This is a genomic window from Filifactor alocis ATCC 35896 (assembly GCF_000163895.2).
In the GTDB taxonomy this organism is placed as follows: Bacteria; Bacillota; Clostridia; order Peptostreptococcales; family Filifactoraceae; genus Filifactor; species Filifactor alocis.
Genome location: NC_016630.1, coordinates 205,573 through 227,626, shown reverse-complemented (window position 1 = coordinate 227,626; position 22,054 = coordinate 205,573). Strand labels below are relative to the sequence as shown.

Genomic DNA, 22,054 nt, shown 5'->3' with positions numbered 1-22,054 from the left:
TTTCTAAATGATGTTAAAAACTGATTTCTGTAGTATCATAAAAATTTGAATCAATTTCAATTTCAAACTTTTTTGTTTCTCCTTGTAAGCCTTCTACATCTACCGATAATACGCCATCCACTTCTGAGACTGTCACATTTTTATTAAAAATTATCTTGGATGAATTTTGATCTGTTATCTTTACAGAAACCACTTCATTATCTCGCGGCAAAGTAACCACAATTCTTTTTGTTATTGTTTTCGGACGATCATACTTATTTACAACAATATGCACTGTTGATTTTGGTTTTGCTTGTTCTCCCTCTTCCGGTTTTTGAGATAACACAACCCCCTCAGGTTGTTCTTTATCTTCTTTGTAGCTTTCAGACACCTTGAACAAAGAAAGAATTCCTTTGGCTTCAGACGCATCTTTGCCAACTACATTCGGAACGGAAATCGGAATATCATTTGCATTTTTACTCAAAAATAAAATAATTTGACTTCCTAATTCTACTTCTGTTCCTTCTGAAGGTTGTTGCTCTAAAATTCTATTTGTAGGTTCTGTACTGGGAATAAATTCTGTTTTAAATTGTAATTTTCCAACATACTTTTTTTCCACTTCAGTAAAATCCTGTCCTACAAAGTTTTCTAAAGTCAATTTCTCTTTTGAAGAATCAGCTAAAACTACATTTACAATCGTACCTTTTGGAACTTTAATTCCCTCATTGGGGTTAGTATCAGTTACCTGCCCGCTCTCATATTTTGTATTAGGTTCTGTTTTTATAACATTAAGTTGCAATCCCGCTCTTTCAAGAGTCTCTCTTGCCTCTTGCTCAGACAAACCTATAATATGAGGAACCGGAATCGTATTTTTTGATGATTGAAATAAAAATCCTCTCATAGAAAAAACAATCCCCAACAGTCCTATTGCCGTTATAATGGCAAGCAACGTTACAATAGAAGGCTTTTTTCTGCCTTTTTTTTCAAAATCAAACTCAATATCATCTTGATTTTTTGATATCGCATTTTGATAAAAATCATCCCGCTTTAAAGTTGGAACCTTTTTAGTACAATAATCACTTTCTTCATCATAAGAATACCTATGCACTTTTTTACCATCTTGTAAATAACTGATATCTTGAATCAAACTCGTTGCACCGGAATAGCGTTTATCCGGATTTTTTTGAGTTAATTTCAGAATCATATCCTGCAATTCCAAAGGAACATCATCAGATTCTAAGAAGGTAATATTATTTTGAATATGTTTTAAAGCAATGTTAACAGGGCTATCTCCGTCAAACGGAAGTCTTCCTGTCACCATTTCATACATAATGATTCCCAGAGAATATAAATCACTTCTCTCGTCTACAAACCCTCCGCGTGCTTGTTCAGGAGAAAAATAATGAACAGATCCCATAATTGCTCCCGATGCTGTAATTGTAGAACTGCTCACTGCTTTTGCAATCCCAAAATCTCCAACCTTTACCACACCCTTTGTAGTAAGCATAATATTTTGTGCTTTAATATCTCTGTGAACAATTTTTTTATTATGAGCTTCTTCTAATGCCATTGCAATCTGTTTTGAGATATCAAGAACTTGTTCAACGGGAAATTTCTTTTGCGTTTTTAATAGTTGCTTTAAATTTTTTCCATCTACATACTCCATTACAATATAAGAGATGTTTCCATCTTGTCCTACATCAAACACATTGATAATATTTCCGTTATTTAACTTTGCAACCGAAAGTGCTTCATTTTTGAATTTGACTAAAAACTCATCATCATTGGAATATTCCTGTTTTAATACTTTTACCGCAACAATTCTATTTAAAATATGACACTTCGCTTTATAGACAACAGACATTCCGCCCTCGCCTATTTTTTCTAATATTTCATATCTGTTTCCTAAAATTTTTCCTATCAATTTCTCCACTACTCCCTCTTGAATACCATTTTAAAGATACACCAAAATGATAGAAATATTGTCATATCCACCTTTTTGTTTTGCTTCCTTTACCAGCTGTTCACAACAAAAAGAAGGGAGATATTTCCTATCCAGGATTTCTTTTATTTCAAAATCTTTTAACATATTAGTTAAACCGTCACTGCACATCAACAAAACATCTTTTTCCTTTATTTCAAAATTATAAAAATCAATTTCTACACCGGATTCTGTTCCGATGGCTCTTGTAACTATATTTTTTTTCTCATGATTTCGCGCTTCTTCATTGGAAATAACTCCCAACTTGACCAATTCTTGAACATAGGAATTATCGTTTGTAACTTGCTCAAAAGAATTGTCGCAATATAGATAAGCTCTGCTATCTCCAATATTCGCAATTACGACAAATTCCTTTGTGAGATAAGATAACACAAGAGTTGTGCCCATTCCATGTTGGTCTTCTTTCAATGATTCTTTGTTTACCCTTTCATTTGAAAAAATAATAGCTCTTTTTATAAACTCCTGAATTTTCGGAAGATCTGTTTTTTGATGAAGATTAGAGATAATTTCCCTGTGCCGTTGAAAATATTCCACAACTGACTCTACGGCAAGTTCACTTGCAACTTCTCCCTTGTTATGGCCTCCCATTCCATCTGCAAGAAGGAATAAATGAGCATTTTCAGATACTTTCAAACTTTTAGTGTAATCTTCATTCATTTCTCTTACATTTCCTTTATCGCTCAATAAACTATACTTCAAATGATTCACCTCTTATCTCGATTAATGACATCTCTGCGCAGCTGTCCGCAAGCTCCGTTAATATCCGAACCCAATTCTCTTCGAACTGTGGTAATAATGTGATAATTTAATAAAACTTTTTGAAAAGCCTGTACTCTTTTTAAATTAGGCTTTTTAAAACTTTTTTCCTTTATGGGATTAATAGGAATAAGATTGATTAGAGATAAACTCCCTTTTAATAAGCTTCCTAATTTATGTGCTTCTTCTAAAGAATCTGTCACACCCTCAATCAATGCATATTCATAAGTAACTCTTCTTTTTGTAACATTTGCATAATGCTTTCCTGCTTCAATCAATTCTTCAATGTCATACACTTTTGCAATCGGCATAATCTCTTCTCTTTTATTTTGTTCTACTTGATGCAAAGAAATTGCCAAATTGATTGGAATTCCCAACTTCTCCATTTCTCTAATCTTGGGAACGAGACCGCAAGTGGATATAGTGATATGTCGATATCCTATCTGCAATCCATAATCTTCATGAACCAATTTCAAAAACTTAACCAGGTTATCAAAGTTATCAAACGGCTCTCCTGAACCCATGATTACAATATTTGCAATTCTTTCTCCCAAGTCTTTTTGAACGGTAATCATTTGACCGATGATTTCACCCGGTGTAAGATTTCTTACCAAACCGTCTACTGTGGAAGCACAAAACTTACATCCCATTCTACATCCCACCTGTGTAGATAAACAAATAGAAGGTCCGTTTTTGTATATCATTAAAACGGTTTCGATTAAATTACCATCACCTAATTCAATCAAATACTTTCGAGTTCCATCCAAGTTAGATTCCAGTTTATGATAAATATCAGTTTTACAGATATAGTAACGTTCTTTTAATTTTTCTCTAAAATCTTTTGAAAGTGTGTACATCTCATCAATAGAAGAAACTCCTTTGGCTAAAAAATTATAGATTTGTTTTGCACGGTATTTTTTTTCACCTAAATTCAACACCACTTCTTCTACTTCATAATACTCCATGCTTCTTAAATCAACACACATATCATCAAACTCCTACTGTATTCTCTTTAATTTACTGATAAAAAAACCGTCCCACTGACCCTCATCGGGCAATAACTCAACCATTCCGTATACTTGTCCAAGTGTTGGAATGATCATATCATCTAAGGTAAAATTAGTGTGAGTTGATAGAAAATGATGAATTACTTCTTGATTCTCTTCTCTATTCAAAGTACAAGTACTATAAATAAGAATTCCATCTTTTTTTACATATTGTGAAGCATTATCTAAAATCTTTTTTTGAATAGGATACAATGATTTAAACTCTACTCCCTGTTTATATCTGATTTCAGGCTTTCTTCTAATAACTCCTAATCCGGAACACGGAACATCTACTAACACACGATCGAACATTTCCTTCCAATTCTCTTGAAATTCACAAGCATCTATATCTGAAAGCTCGATATTATCTAAACATAACCTCTTTGCACTCTGAGAAATCAAGTTTAGCTTATTTACTCCCTTGTCGTTAGAAAAAACAATGCCCTTTTCCCCGATTATTTCTGCAATTGCTGTTGTTTTTCCTCCCGGAGCAGCACAAATATCCAATATTTTTTCTCCGGTTTTAGGAGAAAGTGCTTTTATACAACAAACGGAACTGATGTCTTGAATCGTAAAATATCCCTTCAAAAAATATTCATTTTTTTCAATTCCATTGAAATGTTTCGTTTGTAATATATTATCAAATCCCACCACTTTCTCTGTATCGACTCCTAAAGAACATAGTTTTTCCTTTAATCTGTCTGTTGTAACTTTATTCATATTCACTCTAAGATAGATTGCAGGGTGTTGTGATAAGGCATATAGAATGTCCTCTGCTTTTTCTAAACTGTATTGATTTATCAACAACTCTGATATCCACTCACTTACTGAATATTCAATACTGAGTCTTTTTTTCCCAGGTGGCAACAAAATATCGAAAGCATTCGGGTTCCTTAGAATATTTCTCAAAATTCCATTTACAAAAGAAGGAATTCTTGCATTATGCCACACCACCTTTGCCAAATTAACCATTTCATTTACTACGGCAAAATTTTGAACCCCATCCATATAGTGAATCTGATACAAAGACACCTCTAAAATAGTCAACACTTCCTTGGAAAGCTTATCTACTTTAACATTTGAAAACTTATCAATGACATAATCTAAAAATTTAATATTTTCCAAGGTTCCATAAACCAATTCTGTGTAAAAAACCCTATCTCTATCTATTAATCTGTATTTTTTGATGGATTGGGAAATATATAAATTCGAATAAACACCTTTATATTTCACTGCATAAACACTATCGTATGCCAACTTTCTAACGGAAGGCACAGCGTTATTTTTTTCTTTTTTTAAGGATTGTTTTTTCAATAGGATTTCCTTTCTGAAAGCGTGATAAACATCATATTTTAGTACTATGATACCATAAATAACATCCTTATTCAACAATGTAAAACAAGCGTATTCCAATGGTTATTTTACATTGTTAAAAACTGAAAATTTTCATAAAAACAGAAACAAATATTCAAAATGTCTCCGATATAAAGTGAACCTTGTATAATTCAACTTAGAATCGACTGATTCTTTTTTTCGGACTTTTTACTATCTGTGTTTTTCTTCCGATTTTGCAATCAATAAATTTGCTGCGATATCCCCTGTAACATTCATCGTGGTAAACGCCATGTCTAACAATCGATAAAATGCTGCAATCGGACCCATCAAGTCAAACGGCAATCCTATAATTGACAAAAAAGATGCACCTAAAATAATGCCTCCTCCCGGAATTCCGGGCGCTCCCATATTAATTAGTGTAGCAATAATAACAAAATATACGATTTGTTCAAAAGAAAATGTAATGTTGTAAAATCCTGATACGAATACCGCCAAACAACAAAAAGAAGCTGCTCCGCCACACATATTGATTGTACAACCTAACGGAAGAACAAAATTACTGATTTCTTCGGGGACAAGATATTCTTCTTTACTTATTTTTAATGATGTCGGTAATGCAGCGGCAGAACTTGTAGTAGACAATGTCACTAACCAGATTTTTGAAAGTCCTACTATGAATCTTTTAAAAGAAATCTTTGTATAAACTAATGTTGGAACAAGCATAACGACGATAAATACTGCAATACATGCAAGGTATGCTGTCAAAATATACTTGCTCAATGCTGTGAAAATTCCTTCTCCATACTCCGCGATAGAATATGCCATCAAAGCAGCCACTCCAAGCGGAGAAGTTTCCATAACATAATCCAAAATTTTAAAAAACACTGACGAAAAACTCTGCAACAGCTCTCTTACTTTCTGCGATTCTTTTTCTATAGAAACGGATGCAATCGCAAACAATGCCGAAAAAAGGATGACCGATAAAATATTTCCTTTTGCCATAGCATCTATAATATTACTCGGAACAATATTAGAAAAAAAATCAACAGCAGAAGGCGTTGTCAATTCTCCGGTGTATGTCGGTGTATTTTCCAATATCAAGTTGTGACCAGGTTGAATTGCATAAGCAACTAATAACGAAACTGCAGATGATGCCAAAAACATGAATACAAACAGAAAAATCGTCTTAAAGCCAATTCTTTTAAACTCTCTTCTATCTCCTAAATTTAAGATTCCGGTTGTTACAGAGAAAAAAATAATAGGAACTATCATCATCTTGATTAAATTCAAATAAATATCTCCTAAAAATTTCAAATTTTTAGATAGAACAGGAAAAAAAATACCCGTGAAAATTCCAACAAAAAAACCAATAGCTATTCGAAAATATAAATTTTTCTTCAAAAATAGACTACTCCACATAAAACATAATTCCTTTCTGTTTCAAATATGAATGATACCTATCGAACATCATACTAGTTCTATTACAATTATGTCAATTCTTTGAATCATATTTTACAAAAAATTACAAGAAAAAATAGCAACTCAAAAAATGTTAGTTCTTTCTGGTTAATTGTAAAATGAAAATGAACTAAAAAAATTCCATAGAAAATCACGTTTGGTATAATTGAATCACCACAAAACAAAAAAACCAAAGGTGATGACTATGGAATATAATAATACTACAGCAAATTCAAGAAAAAATAAACATTTAAACGATTTCGAAAGAGGACAAATTCAACTTCTGCATAATAAAGGATATTCAGCATACAAAATAGCAAAAGAACTTCGTAGAGCATCCAACACCATAAGAAATGAGTTAAAAAGAGGTACAGTAACTCAAATAAAAGGAATACATGATGTACAAGTATATTATCCGGATACAGGTAAGTTAGTATATGAGAAGAATCGAAAAAATTGCAAAAAGAAATTTAAAGCCTTGAAATGTAGCAAATATTTAGACTTTGTAAAGCAAAAGTTTAATGAAGAAAAATGGTCGTTAGATGCAATTTGTGGATATGCAAAGTTAAATAAGCTATATGAAGGTCAAAGAGTCTGCACCAAGACATTATACAATTATGTAGATATAGGTCTAATAGGAATAAAATCTATTGATTTGCCCTTAAGAGTGAAAAGAAAACCGGCTAAAAAACGAGTAAAAGAAAACAAAAGAAAACTTGGAAAAAGTATAGAAGAAAGACCGCAAGAAATAGAAACAAGAAAAACATTTGGAAATTGGGAAATAGATACAGTAATACCAAAGAAAAACAAAGAAGAAGCATCATTAATAACCATAACAGAAAGAAAAAGTCGAATGGAACTAATCTTAAAATTAAACAGAAGAAAAGCATCCATAGTAAATGAAACATTAAAGAACACATTGAACAGATTGAAGGAACCACAAAAAATATTTAGAAGCATAACAAGTGATAACGGCTTAGAGTTTGCGAAATTATGTGAACTTGAAAAAACATATATAGGAAACATCTATTACTGTCATCCCAATAATCCCCAGGAAAGAGGAACAAATGAAAAGCACAATAGCCTAATCAGAAGATTTCTACCGAAAGGAAAATCATTAAATGATTATGAAGAAGAACACTATATAAAGATAATGAATTGGATGAACAATTTGCCAAGAAAAATCCTAAATTACCGCACTCCTATAGAAGTTTTTATAGAAGAACTAAATAACTTAGGACTTTTAGATGATAATGAGGAATTAGTTCAATTTGATATTGCAATTTAAGGTTAGTTCTTTCTGATTTGCTATTTATATCTTCTCGTCTTTTTGTATAAAGAAAACCACGCGATAGTCGCGTGGTTCAAAAAAGCTTAAGCGGTGAAAAAAAACCTCCTAATGTGCTAAACTGTATAAAAGCCTGCCAGCTGATGAAAAACAGAATAGATTAGGAGGAACATTAAAATGTCTCAACAAAATAATGTCAATAACAGTTTAGCACATACCAAATGGAATTGTAAGTACCATGTAGTATTTGCACCAAAATATAGAAGAAAAGTCTTTTATGGAGAAAAAAAGGAAGCGATAAGAGATATAATAAGAACATTATGTCAGTGGAAAGGAGTTGAAATAATAGAAGGAGAAGTTTGTCCCGATCATATACATCTATTACTTAGTATACCACCAAAAATAAGTGTATCGAGTTTCATGGGATATCTGAAAGGAAAAAGCAGTCTAATGATATTTCAAAAATATGGAAACATGAAGTTTGCATATAGAAACAGAGAGTTTTGGTGTAAAGGATATTACGTAGATACCGTAGGTAAAAATACAAAAGCAATACAGGAATATATATCAAATCAATTGAAAGTAGATAGAGAAAGTGATCAATTAAGTATATTTGATCCGAGAGACCCGTTTACGGGTAGCAAATAAAAAATGCATGGCTGGCAGGCCAATAAAAAGCACACGTGTGTGCTGCCAGTTAAGATAGGGCTATGCCCGAAAATGAAAAACCACCGGCTATGCCGGTGGATATTTATTTATTTCTTTATATTGAGATAGTAAAAAATTTATACTAATTCTTTTCGATATAAGATTGAATTTAATATAATACCTACTAAAGCAGCCAGGCTCAATCCTGACAGCGACACATTTTGTGTGATTGGAATTGCTATCTTTAAGCCGACATGTCCACCCAATCCTATGATAATAATAGTTGCCATAATAAAAATATTTTTTGGATTCATTTGAACTTTTTTATCTTTTATATTTTTAAATCCGATATAGGCAATCATTGAAAATAACATCAAAGAAATTCCTCCCATAACCGGTACAGGAATACTCCTCAACACTCCACCTACTTTTCCGATAGTTCCCAAAAGAATAGCAAACACAGCTGCAATTCTCAATATTCCGGGATCATAATTTTTGGTAATTGCCAATACTCCTGTATTTTCACCATAAGTGGTATTTGCAGGTCCTCCCAAAAACCCTGCACATATCGTTGCCATTCCGTCTCCAAGCAATGTGCGGTTCAATCCGGGATCTTCTATGAAGTTTTTCCCTACAACAGCTCCGTTTGTTGTAATATCTCCGACATGTTCCATGAAAACAGCTAAAATAACAGGAACTATGATTAAAATAGCTCCTAAATCAAATTTAGGAAAAGTAAAGTTCGGTATTTGAACCCAAGAAGAACTTGTAATGATATCGGTATCTATAATATGAAATTTGAACGATAAGAGATACCCTGTTGCAACCGCGATAATAATTGCAAGCTGTCTCAAAAAACCTCTTCCAAATTTCGCAATTCCTAATGCAACCGCTAAAGTAACAAAAGCTACTAAAAAATGATTAGATGCCATATTCCAAGCAGTGGGAATTAAATTAAATCCAATTACTATAATCATAGGTCCAATTACTTGAGGCGGGAAGAATTTCGTAATTTTTTCCGCACCGATTTTCTTTACAACAAAAGATAGTATTACATAACACAGTCCGGAAACAACAATCCCACCTTGAGCATATCTCAAATCTCCATATTGCTCTCCCACAACAACAATAACAGGAATAAACGCAAATGATGAACCTAAAAAAACAGGAATTTTCTTTTTTGTACAAAGATGAAAAATCAAAGTCCCCATCCCTGCACAGAATAATGCAACAGAAATATCTAATCCGGTTAAAATGGGAACTAATACCGTTGCTCCAAACATAGCAATCAAGTGCTGTAATGCCAGTATAATTTTTTGCGTCGGGGTTGTATCTTGAATGATATCCGTTCCAACTGTTTCTACTATTTTACTATCTGTCATAAGAACTCCTCCATTATTCTTCTTCTAAAATAAACACTCCTGTTTTCTCATCCATTTCTTCTAAATATACCTTTACAATTTCGTCTTTTGAGGTAGGAAGGTTTTTCCCAACATAATCTGCTCGAATCGGTAATTCTCGATGTCCTCTATCTATCAAAACGGCAAGCTGTATCGCCTTAGGTCGCCCCATATCTATTAATGCATCCATAGCCGCTCGAACTGTTCTTCCGGTGTAAAGTACATCATCCACCAAAACAACCTTTTTTTCGCTAATATCTAATTTGGAAATATCATTTTCAATATTTTTAATGTTTTTTTCTTTAATATCATCTCTATAATTAGTTATATCAATTCCGCCAACCGAGACTTGTATGTTTTCTATTTCAAATATTTTTTGTGCTATCTTCTTTGCGAGCGGAATCCCTCTGCGATGAATTCCGATAATAACAATATCAGTTGCACCTTTATTTTTTTCTAATATTTCATGACTGATTCGAGTAATTCCTCTTTCCATGGATTTTTGATCCATAATCATAGCTTTTTCTCTCAACATTATCAATCTCCTCCTTTCTTACTTTGCAACAAAAAAGCTTTCTGCACAAAAAGATACAGAAAGCTCAATCTTACAAACTTGCAATTTACCTTTTGTGTATCTCGTACATCAATTAAAGGAACTCTTATTTTTTAACATTATATTCTATTCTTCTTAAATAAGCAATATATTTTTATGATAAAAACATACGATATGCCAAAAAGGTCATATAGATATCAAATTTGCTTGAAAGTTCAAATGGTGAATGCATATTTAAGACAGCTGTTCCACAGTCCAAAACTTCAGCACCATACTCTGCTAAGAAACAAGCGATGGTTCCGCCTCCACCTGCATCTACCTTTCCCAGTTCTCCTGTTTGCCAAACTACTTTAGCTTTATTAAACTGAGTAATTACTTCATGCAAAAACTCTGCATTTGCATCACTACAACCGCCTTTTCCTCTTGCTCCGGTATATTTTGTGACGCATACTCCTTCACCGACAAAAGCACAGTTCTGTTTATCCATTACGTCTGAAAAAGTCGGATCGTATGCTGCGTTTACATCAGCAGACAACATTTTTGCATTTTTTAATGCACGTCTTACTTTCAGTCCGCTATACTCTCCTTCTAAATCAACCAATTCAGAAATTACATTCTCCAACAATTTTGAATTCATCCCGGTGTTTCCGGTTGATCCAATTTCTTCTTTATCTGCAAATAGACAACAAGCTGTATACTTAGGAGAAGTTATTTCTAAAATTCCTTTTAGAGAAGCATATGCACAAACACGGTCATCTTGCCCATATCCACCTACTAATCCTTTATCCAATCCTACAAATCTACTCTTTCCTGCAGGCACCATTTCAATTTCAGCTGACAAAAAGTCCTGCTCTTCTATACCATATTCTTTTAACAAGATATTCAATACATTCTTTTTTATAGTATCTTTTTCTTCCGATTTTACAGGAATGTGTCCAAAGACAACATTTAATTGTTCTCCTTCCAATACAACAGAAGCTTTTTTCTCCATTTGTTTTGCAGAAAGATGTATTAACAAATCATTAATACAAAATACAGGATCCTCCTCTTTATCGCCGATACTAATTTCAATCTTTCCGTTTTTTGTAAACAAAACTCCATACATTGCCAACGGAATACATCCCCATTGATACTTTTTGATTCCGCCATAATAATGAGTTTTTAACAATGCCAAATTTCCGTCTTCATATAGTGGATTTGCCTTTAAATCAACCCTTGGAGAGTCAATATGAGATCCTACAAGGTGGAATCCTTTTTCCAAACTCTCTGTTCCCATCACAAAAAGAAGCACACTCTTATTTTTGTGATTTATCATCACTTTACTTCCGGCAGTAATTTTTCCTTTTTTCTGATAATATTCTATATCTTTGAATCCATTCAATTCCGCTAAACGAATAATCTCTTTCGCACATTCTCTTTCTGTCTTAGAAGAATCCAAAAAGTTCATATATCCCTTAGCATACTCCTCTACTTTCTTTAACTCTTGCTTTTTCAGTTGATTCCATTTTAATTCGTGTTCCATAATAAACTCCTTCTTTTTTATACTAATTTCTTATTTTTTTATTTTTTCAATGTTGTTAAGCAAATATAATAAGAAATTAGGGATAGTATCATACACATCTTTTTCGTATACTCTTTCTGTAAATTTATGCAAATCTTTTCCCCAAGGTCCTAAATTTATTCCGGGAATATTGATTTTGTTTAGATTTTCAAAATCAATATCATATACTGACTTGGATACTGCCATAGAATCCATAACAGATGTATAATCTTTCAAAGATTTTTCTAAAGCACAGTAGCTAATATCACAGATTCCCATAAAATATTCTTCTACATTTAGTGAAAAGTTATAATTTGTTTTTAAATAGTCAGCATAACATTGAACAAGTTTCTCTATCTCGATTTTAGAATTCTTAACATTTCTGGAGCTTAATGCAGGATAGTATGGTGCAGCAATCGCCAAAACAATAATTGCCTCTTTTTTACCATAGAATTCCAATAATTGTTGAATGTTATCAATGGTAATATCTTGATAGCTTGTTCCCTCAGATAATTTTTTTGCAGAGTCTTGCTCTAATTGGCTCCAAAAAGATTCAAAACCTTCTTTTTCTTGACACAACTTCATCAAGTCTTCAAAAAACAATATTTTAGGCTTTGCTATCATATGTTCTACACAAAATCTATCTTGTAATTTAACATAGTTATCATAAAACTCATCTATCGCTTCTTCACATAATGTATAGATGATTTCCATAATTTCCTTCGGACTTCTTTCTAAATGCAGTACACTGAAGTATCCTGCTGCTCTCAATGCTGTTGAAACATCATAGATTTCTTTTAAATCTCTGGCATAACTCCAAGAAGGCAAAGGAGAATTTTCTCCTTTGGCACATTCATACAAGTTAGGGTTTAAATCAATTGTAGATACAATTCTCGATAGTAGTGAAATAGCATTTATACCCTTTAAAGGTTCTTTGATATGAGAAACTACTCCTTGCGCTACAATAGTCGGCATCATCTTTCCTACAGTCCCGACATGTAACCCTTTCACATCATTAGAATTGCTTTCAAAAGGTTCGGAATCGATTGCCAAAATATATTCTAAATCAAATTTTTCTTTCAGTTCAGCCAACAATGTAATTGCACAACGCATTCCTTGAGAATAAGATTCTTCATCCGCAACAGAAAGATACAATGCATTAACTTTAGGATTCTTTGCTTTGGAATATTCTTCCAATACTGCTAATTGCAAGGCTAAAGATGCTTTCATATCGCAAGAGCCTCTTCCGAAAATCCATTCATTTGAACAAATATCGGATTGAATCTCTTTCGGTAAATCCATTTTTAATAGTTCTTTTTTCAAGGGTTCATTTTCTAAAGCAATATTCTGTAAAGAACCATAATCTTCAATATCTACAGTGTCATGGTGATGAAATAAAATAACGGTTTCTTTTCTTCCACTGTTTACGAGACCCCAATTTACCCTACGACCATGTACATCATTTGGAATTTCTTTCATTCCAAAATTATTTGGATACTGTTTGAAATATTTCATTTCAGACATATATTGATAAATGTACTCTTCAATATCTCGTTCTGTTTTTGTATTCGTGAAACTTACTATAGAAATACTTTCTTCAAAGATTTTTTTTATTCTTTCTTTCATAATGACACCGCTCCTCTATATTTCTTTGAAAATTATCTCAAACCGCTGGAACCAAATCCGTTTGCACCCCGAATAGTATCTTCTCCAATACAAGATACTTCTTCTATCTTAACTTGCATCACAGGAGCAATTACCATCTGCGCCACTTTCATTCCTTTTTCCACTACGAAATCTTTTTTCCCGTGATTGATTAAAATGATACATAACTCTCCTCGATATCCTTCATCAATTGTTCCGGGAGAATTTAATAGTGTTATCTGATGTTTTAGTGCTAAACCGCTTCTGGGTCTTACTTGCCCCTCTGTATGCATCGGCAACTTCATTTTTAATCCTGTATGAATCATCGCAGAATCTCCCGAAGAAACTGTCACCTCTTCTACAGAATATAAGTCCATTCCCGCATCTCCTTCATGTGCATAAGAAGGTAAAATTGCATCTTCATGTATTTTTTCAAAAAAGACTTTTTTGGTTTCCAAATTGACCATCTCCTTTTTCGCTATCAAGTCATACTCTTATCAATATAGTAACATAGTATATCTTCTATTTCTATGATTAATTTTATCTCTAATTGTTACGAAATTCAATCTATACTCTAATATTTTACTTTTCAAATTTGACCCTAAGATAAAACCTCCAAATTAACATACTTTGTATCAATTTTTTTGATTCCTTTTGAATCAAATACGATAGTATATACTCCTTCTTCTCTTGCAACAACTGTCCCTATTCCGAACACTTTATGTTTCACTTTGCTTCCTAAAGAGATTTTCTGAGCATCTTGAGGGAAACTATCATCTTTTTTCTTTGTTTCTAATCCTACTTTATATTTTTCACGATATTTTTGATACAATGAGAGCGTTTTTCCCTGTTCCAACGAATCATGTAAATTACCGGAAATATATTTTGAATTAATGTCTTTTACAAATCGAGAAATTACTCTTTTTTCTGTTTTTCCGTAAATCATTCTTTCCCCGGTGTAAGTAAGATATAATTTTTCTTTTGCCCTAGTAATCCCTACATAACAGAGTCTTCTTTCTTCTTCCAGTTCATACTCATCATATACGGCTCTGGAAATCGGAAATAATCCTTCTTCCATACCGACAATAAATACCGCTCGAAACTCAAGCCCTTTTGCACTATGCAATGTCATCAAGGATACTTTTCCTTCCGTTTCATCTTCGTCCTGCTCTGTTGCTAATGATAAACCGAATAAAAAATCGGATAAACCTTCCTCTTTTTCTTTTGTTTGATAAAAGTCTTTTGCAACAGACAAAAACTCTCTTAAGTTTTCTAATCTATTGTTTGCTTCTTCCGTCTTTTCTTCCTCTAACTCTTTGCGATATCCTGTATGATCCAAAATTGTTTCGATTAACTCATCCAAAGGAATTAACTCTGACATAGAGCGAAATGTTTCCATCATAGAAATAAGGTTTTTTAAATTTTTTCTCACTTTAACAGAAAAATCTAACAGCTCATCACTCAACAGATACTCGTATACTGTTTTGGAATCTGACAAAGCGTTGAATTCTATTTTTTCAATCGTTTTTATTCCGATTCCCCTCTTAGGAATATTGATAATTCTTCTGAAAGAACTGATATCACTGGTGTTAGAAATTAATCTAAGATAAGCTAACAAATCTTTTATCTCTTTTCTGTCATAAAACTTGATTCCGCCAAATACTTGATATGGCATATCTTTCAAAACAAAGGCATCTTCTATGGCGCGTGATTGTGCATTTGCTCGATATAGAACAGCAATTTCATCTAAGGAATAATCAAATTTATCCACTAATTCTTTTATTTGATTGGCAACCCAAGCACCCTCTTCTTTTTCTGAGTATAATTTCTTTAGGATAATCAACTCTCCCGTTCCGTTTTCTGTCCAAAGCTTTTTGTTCATTCTCCCAATATTTTTAGAAATTACATCATAAGCTACATTCAAGATAGTTTGTGTAGAACGATAATTTTGTTCTAATTTGATAATTTTTGTATCTTTATGATCTTTTTCAAATTCTAAAATATTTCTCACATCTGCTCCACGCCAACGATAAATAGACTGATCATCATCTCCCACCACACATAAATTTTGATGTTTTTCAGACAGTATTTTGATAAATCGATACTGCAAGTAATTCGTGTCTTGATATTCATCCACTAATATATGCTTAAATTTTCCCTGATAAAAAAAACTTATTTCTTCATATTCTTCTAAAATTTTTACCGTATAAAAAATGATATCATCAAAATCAATCGCATTAGCTGAATATAACCTTTTTTGGTACATATCATATATTTCCTGAATTTGAATAGAGGAAGAGTCTTTTTCTTTATCCAGTCCACACTCATTAGGTGATTTGAAACGATTTTTAAAATCGGATATTTTGGAAAGAAAAAAAGACGGCTTTATTTTCGGACTGATATTTAATTGCTTCATACAGTCTTTTATAATTGCGGTTTGATCGTAGGTGTCATAGATAACAAACTCTTTTTTATAGTTTACCTTTTCAATATTCATGCGCAAAATTCTCAAACAAATAGAGTGAAATGTTCCTATCCAAGAAGGAGAAAACTCCTCAGACAAAATGCTTGATAATCTATCTTTCATTTCATTTGCCGCCTTATTTGTAAAGGTTAATGCAAGAATGTTTGACGGTGAAACTCCATGGTTAATTAAGTATGCAATCCTATAAGTAATCACTCTTGTTTTCCCGGAACCTGCCCCGGCTAAGATTAACATATTTCCGCCTGCTGTTTGCACAGCATCTAACTGTTCTTTATTTAACTCTGCTATATCCATACTACTCCTCGCTTACATTATTAATCCTGATGTTGTTTTTATTCTTCAGTGAAATCTGCTTTTATTGATGACATCATATCAGCTGCTCTTTTCATCAAAGAAACTCTTGTATTCTTCAGATTACCTTCTATCACAGCATCATACAGTACATCTATTATTTTACCGATTTCCTTCCCTTTGTATCCTAAAGATATCATATCATTACCTGTAACACAAAGTTGTTTTTTGTGTATAATGCTATTTTCTTTCATCCGTTTCCTTATTCTGTCTAAAATTTCATAACAACCGTCTTGTACTCCCAAATATGAAAAATACTGTATTCTAATATCCATGATATTTTTCCAACAATCTTCTCCCGCTGCACAAATTAGGCGATTGATATTAGTTTGAGCTGAAATATATTCCTCTATCGGATAATATTTTATGATATTACAAACACGAGATATCATTCGTTTTGAAAATTTTAATCTTTTTAATAATTTTTCGGACAATTGTTCTATGGAAATCAGTTTACCTGCTACCTCTTTCTTGGATTCTAAGGAACATGAAAAAAGATGGTATAGGAATGCTGACAATCTGACTTCTAATTGACAAGGTAATCGGGATAATCGTTGCAACAAAAATAATATTTTGCAATTGTTCTCTCGAATCTGAAGATAGATTCTATCCCACTCAATATCAGAATCAAAAAAAATATATTCTACTATATTACTATCAAAAAGACATTTTATCGCATAATTTGGATTGTTAGAAATCAAAATTTTTACAAATTCATTTCTCATACTCTCCATAGACAACCTTGAAATAAGGTAAGCATTTTCTACAATCGCCTGATAACTATCTTCATCTATTCTAAAATCTAATTGTGCAGAAAAACGAATTGCTCTCAACATTCTTAACGGATCTTCCAAAAATCTTTTTGTTGGAACTCCTATTGTTTTAATACATGATTGACGAATATCTTCTAATCCATGAAAACAATCAATCAATCCCTTATGATTCCACGCTAACGCATTCATTGTAAAGTCCCGTCTCTTCAAATCAATCAAAATATCGTTTACAAAATCTATTTTTGTGGGATATCTTGTTTCATCTTCATATTCTTCCATACGAAACGTTGTGATTTCAATGTCATTTTTGCCGGCAACTTTAATTCTAATCGTTCCAAAACGGCTATCGGTCGCATCTAAATCAAAATGCTTTAACAAAGAAATCATTTCAGTAGGAGTTGCAGAGGTTGCCATATCAAAATCGTAATTCTCACGATTTAAAAAATAATCTCTCACAATTCCTCCAACCAGATAGACTTGATGACCGTTTTCTTGTAAAATTTGAAAAATTTCTTTTACTTCATTTGACAACAACCGTTCCATGCTTCCCCCAAAAAAGAATAATTACACACTATCTATTATCTTGTTTTTTTATTGATAATTCTTCTATTAATTTTTCATCAAATGCTTTTGCAACATTGTATCCTAAAAGTTTTTGTCGAAAATTTCTGGCAGCAACTTCTATAATGGTAGCGATGTTTCTACCCGGTCGAACAGGCATTATTATTTTATTAATAGAAATTCCAAAGATATCTTCATATTCTGAATCGATACCCAATCTATCATAGTACCTTCCATCTTCCCAACTTTCTAAATAAACAATCATATCAATTGCTTTTGATTGCTTCACTGCACCTACTCCAAATAAATTTTGTATATCTAATAAACCAATCCCTCTGATCTCCATTAAGTTTTTTGTAATTTTAGGTGATGTTCCAACAAGAATTCCATCTTCAGATTTTCTTATTTCTACCACATCATCTGAAATTAATCTATGTCCTCTGCGAATCAATTCAAGAGCAGTCTCGCTTTTTCCGATTCCGCTCTTTCCCTTAATCAAAATCCCTACTCCATCTACATCTAATAATCCTCCGTGAACTACTTCTTTAGGAGTGATGATTTCATTGATATATGTAACCAGTTTATTTACCAGTTGCTTTGTAGACAATTCACTAATCAACAGATATTGATTGTATTTTTTTGCAATTTTAACAAATGACTCACTTGGCTTTTGTCCTCTCGTCATAAAAATTGCCGGCATTCTATAAGATAAATATTTTTCCAACACTTCTTTTTGAGCATTTTCATTCAGAGACATTAAGTACGCATATTCCACCTGTCCGATTATTTGAATTCTGTCTGAAGGAAAATATCCATAGAAACCTGCCAATTGAATTCCGGGACGGTTGATATCCGAAGTATATAGAGTATAATCCATATCTTCCGGCATTGTGATGATATCAATATTTAAATCAACTATCATCTGTTTTATAGAAATTTGACTTTCGTCATATTTTTTCACCATATCGTATTCACCTCAAATCATTTCTATGTTCTATTTTATCTCACAGTCCTATTATCTTACAGTCCTATTATCTTACAGTCCTATTATCTCATAAAATATACTCTTCAACAAATTATTTTATGATTTACAGGAAAATAAATATTCATTCTTGTTTTAATTCTTATTTTTCTTGGTATAATAATTATTGGAATATATAAATCAATATATTAAACATACTGTAAAGGAGATAATACTATGAAACATGTAACTATTTATACAAGTCCGACATGTCATTTTTGTCACCAGGCTATGGACTATTTAAAGGAAAAAAATGTAGAATTTGAAGCAAAAGACATTAGTAAAGATCCTGAAGCAAGAAAATTTTTAATGAGTCAAAAAATTATGGGTGTTCCCGCTATTTATATAGACGAAGAGCTTGTAATGGGTTTTGATAAACAAAAGATTGATGCACTTTTGGGGTTATAAGATAAAAAGGATTCTCGTGTTAAACACGGGAATCCTTTTTTGTATAAAGAAAACCACGCGATGGTCGCGTGGTTCAAAAGAGCTTAAGCGGTGAAAAAAAACCTCCTAATGTGCTAAACTGTATAAAAGCCTGCCAGCTGATGAAAAACAGAATAGATTAGGAGGAACATTAAAATGTCTCAACAAAATAATGTCAATAACAGTTTAGCACATACCAAATGGAATTGTAAGTACCATGTAGTATTTGCACCAAAATATAGAAGAAAAGTCTTTTATGGAGAAAAAAAGGAAGCGATAAGAGATATAATAAGAACATTATGTCAGTGGAAAGGAGTTGAAATAATAGAAGGAGAAGTTTGTCCCGATCATATACATCTATTACTTAGTATACCACCAAAAATAAGTGTATCGAGTTTCATGGGATATCTGAAAGGAAAAAGCAGTCTAATGATATTTCAAAAATATGGAAACATGAAGTTTGCATATAGAAACAGAGAGTTTTGGTGTAAAGGATATTACGTAGATACCGTAGGTAAAAATACAAAAGCAATACAGGAATATATATCAAATCAATTGAAAGTAGATAGAGAAAGTGATCAATTAAGTATATTTGATCCGAGAGACCCGTTTACGGGTAGCAAATAAAAAATGCATGGCTGGCAGGCCAATAAAAAGCACACGTGTGTGCTGCCAGTTAAGATAGGGCTATGCCCGAAAATGAAAAACCACCGGCTATGCCGGTGGATATTTATTATCCTCTTTTTTATTAGTCTAATAATCCTTTTGCTTTCAGTAATTCCGCTCCTAAAAGTGCACCACCTGCAGCTCCTCTTAACGTATTGTGGGATAAACAAACAAATTTATAATCATAGATATTATCTTCTCTCAACCTTCCGATAGAAATACCCATTCCATTATATAAGTCTCTATCTAATTTTGTTTGCGGTCTATTTTCTTCTTCAAAATATGTTAAAAATTTATTCGGAGAAAGAGGTAATCGGTACTTTTCTATCTCACTTCTATATTCTTTCCATCTTTTAATAATTTCTTCTTTTGATGGCTTTTCTTTAAATTTTACAGAAACAGTAGCAAGGTGTCCATCTAAAACCGGCACTCTGATACACTGTGCAGAAATAATCGGTTCACTTGCATTTACAAATTTCTTTCCATCAAATGTTCCCCATATTTTCAATGGTTCCAATTCACTTTTTGCTTCTTCTCCTGAAATGAAAGGAATCACATTATCCACCATTTCCGGCCAATCGGAAAAATTTTTTCCACTTCCGGAAATTGCTTGATAAGTGCTGACTACAACTTTCTCCAATCCGAAATCCTTTAAAGCATTTAAAGCAGGTACATAACTTTGAATAGAACAGTTCGGTTTTACAATAATAAATCCTTTTTTTGTTCCCAATCTATCTTTTTGTGCTTGAATCGCTTCTAAATGGTGTGAATTTATTTCAGGCATAAGCATCGGTACATCTTCTGTCCATCTATGTGCTGAATTGTTTGAAACCACAACTACTTCTGATTTTGCGTACAGTTCTTCAATCTTAATAATTTCATCCTTGTCCATATTTAATGCACAGAATACCAAATCTACCTTCTCTTTAACGGAATCAACATTTTGTACATCTTCTACAATAATATTTTTTGCATACTCCGGAATAGGTTGATTTAATTTCCATCTGTCATTTACACTATCTATATACTTCATACCTGATGAATTACTGCTTGCTGCCAAGACAACCACTTCAAAATAGGGATGGTTCTCCAAAAGAGAAACAAATCTTTGTCCAACCATTCCTGTGGCTCCTAAAATACCTACTCTTGTTTTTTTCATACAATCACAATCCTTTCTTTACCCATATAATTTATAAGAAATTTCATTTATTAATATGCCTGCTGCTACTCCAACGTTTAATGATTCCATGCCCTCTTTGATAGGAATAATAATCTGATAGTCAGAAGTATTTAATATATCGGCAGAAATGCCGTTTCCTTCATTTCCTAATATCAATGCCACCTTCGATTCAAAATTAACATCTCTATAGGAAACAGATTTTTCGCTGAGAGAAGCTGAATATACAGTATATCTGAATTTTTTAAAATAGTCTATCCCATCTTCCGCTTCTATAAGCGGCAAGCAAAGATTCCCTCCCATGGAAGCTCTGGTTACTTTAGGAGAAAACGAATCTACAGAACCTTTTGTAAAAAATATTGCATCTATGCCATATGCCAATGAAGTTCTAATGATAGTCCCAAAATTCCCCGGATCTTGAATCTGATCCAGCAACAATATAAACGATTTTTCTTTAGATAAAATCGATTTTGCATCATATTTTGGAATTTCACACATTCCTATAACTCCCTGTGATGCAACTGTGTCTGATAACTTGCTGAATAAATTATCATCTAAAATATATTTTTCTGTTATCATAGAACAATTTATCTCGTTCCAAACATCATCCCGTTTTTTTCTAAAATCGTCGCTTACAAAAATATACTTGATTGTTATATTATTTTCTTTCGCCTGTAAAACAGCTCTTGTCCCTTCTATTAAAAATAGAGAATGTTTCTTTCTAAATTTTTGTTTATTTAAAGAAAGAGCTAACTTAAACATGGCGTTATTATGAGAAAAAATTATTGTTGGTTCCTTCATCGCTTTATTTTACCTTTTTAATATATTTGTAATTTTTTACACAGAATTTACTATTGTTTAATATGAGTTATTTTCATAATACAAAGTTAGAATTATAATTAAAGTTAACTCATCTTTCTCCCCACACTGCCAACAAAATGATTA

At 32.5% G+C, this 22,054-nt stretch carries 19 protein-coding genes; 4 read left to right on the top strand and 15 right to left on the bottom strand.

Translation table 11 applies throughout. The features are described from left to right. Window positions 1-13: 13 nt before the first annotated feature. From pknB to HMPREF0389_RS00935, 5 genes are all read right to left on the bottom strand, one after another. On the bottom strand, window positions 14-1,912 hold the full coding sequence (pknB, locus tag HMPREF0389_RS00955) for a Stk1 family PASTA domain-containing Ser/Thr kinase (RefSeq protein WP_014261868.1): 1,899 nt from the start codon (window positions 1,910-1,912) through the stop codon (window positions 14-16). Window positions 1,913-1,933: 21 nt separating this feature from the next. Continuing rightward, window positions 1,934-2,680 carry a Stp1/IreP family PP2C-type Ser/Thr phosphatase gene (locus HMPREF0389_RS00950; RefSeq protein WP_014261867.1) on the bottom strand — a complete coding sequence of 249 codons (747 nt, stop codon included), beginning with the start codon at window positions 2,678-2,680 and terminating at the stop codon, window positions 1,934-1,936. A 5-nt stretch (window positions 2,681-2,685) separates the two neighbouring features. Beyond that, complete coding sequence (gene rlmN, locus HMPREF0389_RS00945) at window positions 2,686-3,723, bottom strand: 23S rRNA (adenine(2503)-C(2))-methyltransferase RlmN (protein WP_014261866.1); 1,038 nt, start codon at window positions 3,721-3,723, stop codon at window positions 2,686-2,688. A 12-nt stretch (window positions 3,724-3,735) separates the two neighbouring features. Further along, window positions 3,736-5,097, bottom strand: a complete 1,362-nt coding sequence (gene rsmB / locus HMPREF0389_RS00940) for a 16S rRNA (cytosine(967)-C(5))-methyltransferase RsmB (protein ID WP_049770189.1) — start codon at window positions 5,095-5,097, stop codon at window positions 3,736-3,738. A gap of 231 nt (window positions 5,098-5,328) precedes the next feature. Then, window positions 5,329-6,537, bottom strand: coding sequence for a dicarboxylate/amino acid:cation symporter (locus HMPREF0389_RS00935; RefSeq protein WP_014261864.1), 1,209 nt, complete (start codon window positions 6,535-6,537; stop codon window positions 5,329-5,331). Window positions 6,538-6,781: 244 nt separating this feature from the next. On the opposite strand from HMPREF0389_RS00935, the gene HMPREF0389_RS00930 reads away from it, so the two are divergent. Next, window positions 6,782-7,864 carry an IS30 family transposase gene (locus HMPREF0389_RS00930; RefSeq protein ID WP_049770186.1) on the top strand — a complete coding sequence of 361 codons (1,083 nt, stop codon included), beginning with the start codon at window positions 6,782-6,784 and terminating at the stop codon, window positions 7,862-7,864. Window positions 7,865-8,041: 177 nt separating this feature from the next. Further along, window positions 8,042-8,512 (top strand): IS200/IS605 family transposase, encoded by a 471-nt coding sequence (gene tnpA / locus HMPREF0389_RS00925; protein ID WP_014261821.1) that lies wholly within the window; start codon window positions 8,042-8,044, stop codon window positions 8,510-8,512. A gap of 137 nt (window positions 8,513-8,649) precedes the next feature. Here tnpA (HMPREF0389_RS00925) and HMPREF0389_RS00920 read toward each other — a convergent pair whose 3' ends face one another. The 8 genes from HMPREF0389_RS00920 to hprK all read right to left on the bottom strand — a co-directional run bounded on the left by HMPREF0389_RS00920 (window position 8,650) and on the right by hprK (window position 18,783). Beyond that, on the bottom strand, window positions 8,650-9,894 hold the full coding sequence (locus HMPREF0389_RS00920) for a uracil-xanthine permease family protein (protein ID WP_014261863.1): 1,245 nt from the start codon (window positions 9,892-9,894) through the stop codon (window positions 8,650-8,652). Window positions 9,895-9,907: 13 nt separating this feature from the next. Further along, window positions 9,908-10,447 carry a bifunctional pyr operon transcriptional regulator/uracil phosphoribosyltransferase PyrR gene (gene pyrR / locus HMPREF0389_RS00915; protein WP_014261862.1) on the bottom strand — a complete coding sequence of 180 codons (540 nt, stop codon included), beginning with the start codon at window positions 10,445-10,447 and terminating at the stop codon, window positions 9,908-9,910. A 172-nt stretch (window positions 10,448-10,619) separates the two neighbouring features. Then, window positions 10,620-11,987 (bottom strand): aminopeptidase, encoded by a 1,368-nt coding sequence (locus HMPREF0389_RS00910; protein ID WP_014261861.1) that lies wholly within the window; start codon window positions 11,985-11,987, stop codon window positions 10,620-10,622. Window positions 11,988-12,017: 30 nt separating this feature from the next. Further along, complete coding sequence (locus HMPREF0389_RS00905; protein WP_014261860.1) at window positions 12,018-13,631, bottom strand: M20/M25/M40 family metallo-hydrolase; 1,614 nt, start codon at window positions 13,629-13,631, stop codon at window positions 12,018-12,020. Window positions 13,632-13,663: 32 nt separating this feature from the next. Beyond that, window positions 13,664-14,116 (bottom strand): dUTP diphosphatase, encoded by a 453-nt coding sequence (dut, locus tag HMPREF0389_RS00900; protein ID WP_041250913.1) that lies wholly within the window; start codon window positions 14,114-14,116, stop codon window positions 13,664-13,666. A 134-nt stretch (window positions 14,117-14,250) separates the two neighbouring features. Next, a complete protein-coding gene (locus HMPREF0389_RS00895) occupies window positions 14,251-16,428 on the bottom strand; it encodes an ATP-dependent helicase (RefSeq protein WP_014261858.1) in 2,178 nt (725 codons plus the stop codon). Window positions 16,429-16,466: 38 nt separating this feature from the next. Beyond that, a complete protein-coding gene (locus tag HMPREF0389_RS08670; RefSeq protein WP_014261857.1) occupies window positions 16,467-17,801 on the bottom strand; it encodes a CCA tRNA nucleotidyltransferase in 1,335 nt (444 codons plus the stop codon). A gap of 28 nt (window positions 17,802-17,829) precedes the next feature. Further along, complete coding sequence (gene hprK, locus HMPREF0389_RS00885; RefSeq protein ID WP_014261856.1) at window positions 17,830-18,783, bottom strand: HPr(Ser) kinase/phosphatase; 954 nt, start codon at window positions 18,781-18,783, stop codon at window positions 17,830-17,832. 234 nt (window positions 18,784-19,017) lie between these two features. Here hprK and HMPREF0389_RS00880 point away from each other — a divergent pair, with 234 nt between their 5' ends. Both HMPREF0389_RS00880 and tnpA (HMPREF0389_RS00875) read left to right on the top strand, forming a co-directional pair. Beyond that, window positions 19,018-19,248 carry a glutaredoxin family protein gene (locus HMPREF0389_RS00880; RefSeq protein WP_014261855.1) on the top strand — a complete coding sequence of 77 codons (231 nt, stop codon included), beginning with the start codon at window positions 19,018-19,020 and terminating at the stop codon, window positions 19,246-19,248. A gap of 174 nt (window positions 19,249-19,422) precedes the next feature. Beyond that, window positions 19,423-19,893: an IS200/IS605 family transposase gene (gene tnpA, locus HMPREF0389_RS00875; RefSeq protein ID WP_014261821.1), complete on the top strand. Its 471-nt coding sequence runs from the start codon at window positions 19,423-19,425 to the stop codon at window positions 19,891-19,893. A 121-nt stretch (window positions 19,894-20,014) separates the two neighbouring features. Here the strand turns inward: tnpA (HMPREF0389_RS00875) and asd are convergent, their stop codons facing one another. Then, window positions 20,015-21,091, bottom strand: coding sequence for an aspartate-semialdehyde dehydrogenase (gene asd, locus HMPREF0389_RS00870; protein ID WP_014261854.1), 1,077 nt, complete (start codon window positions 21,089-21,091; stop codon window positions 20,015-20,017). Window positions 21,092-21,109: 18 nt separating this feature from the next. Further along, on the bottom strand, window positions 21,110-21,910 hold the full coding sequence (locus HMPREF0389_RS00865) for a TrmH family RNA methyltransferase (protein WP_014261853.1): 801 nt from the start codon (window positions 21,908-21,910) through the stop codon (window positions 21,110-21,112). Window positions 21,911-22,054 lie beyond the last annotated feature (144 nt).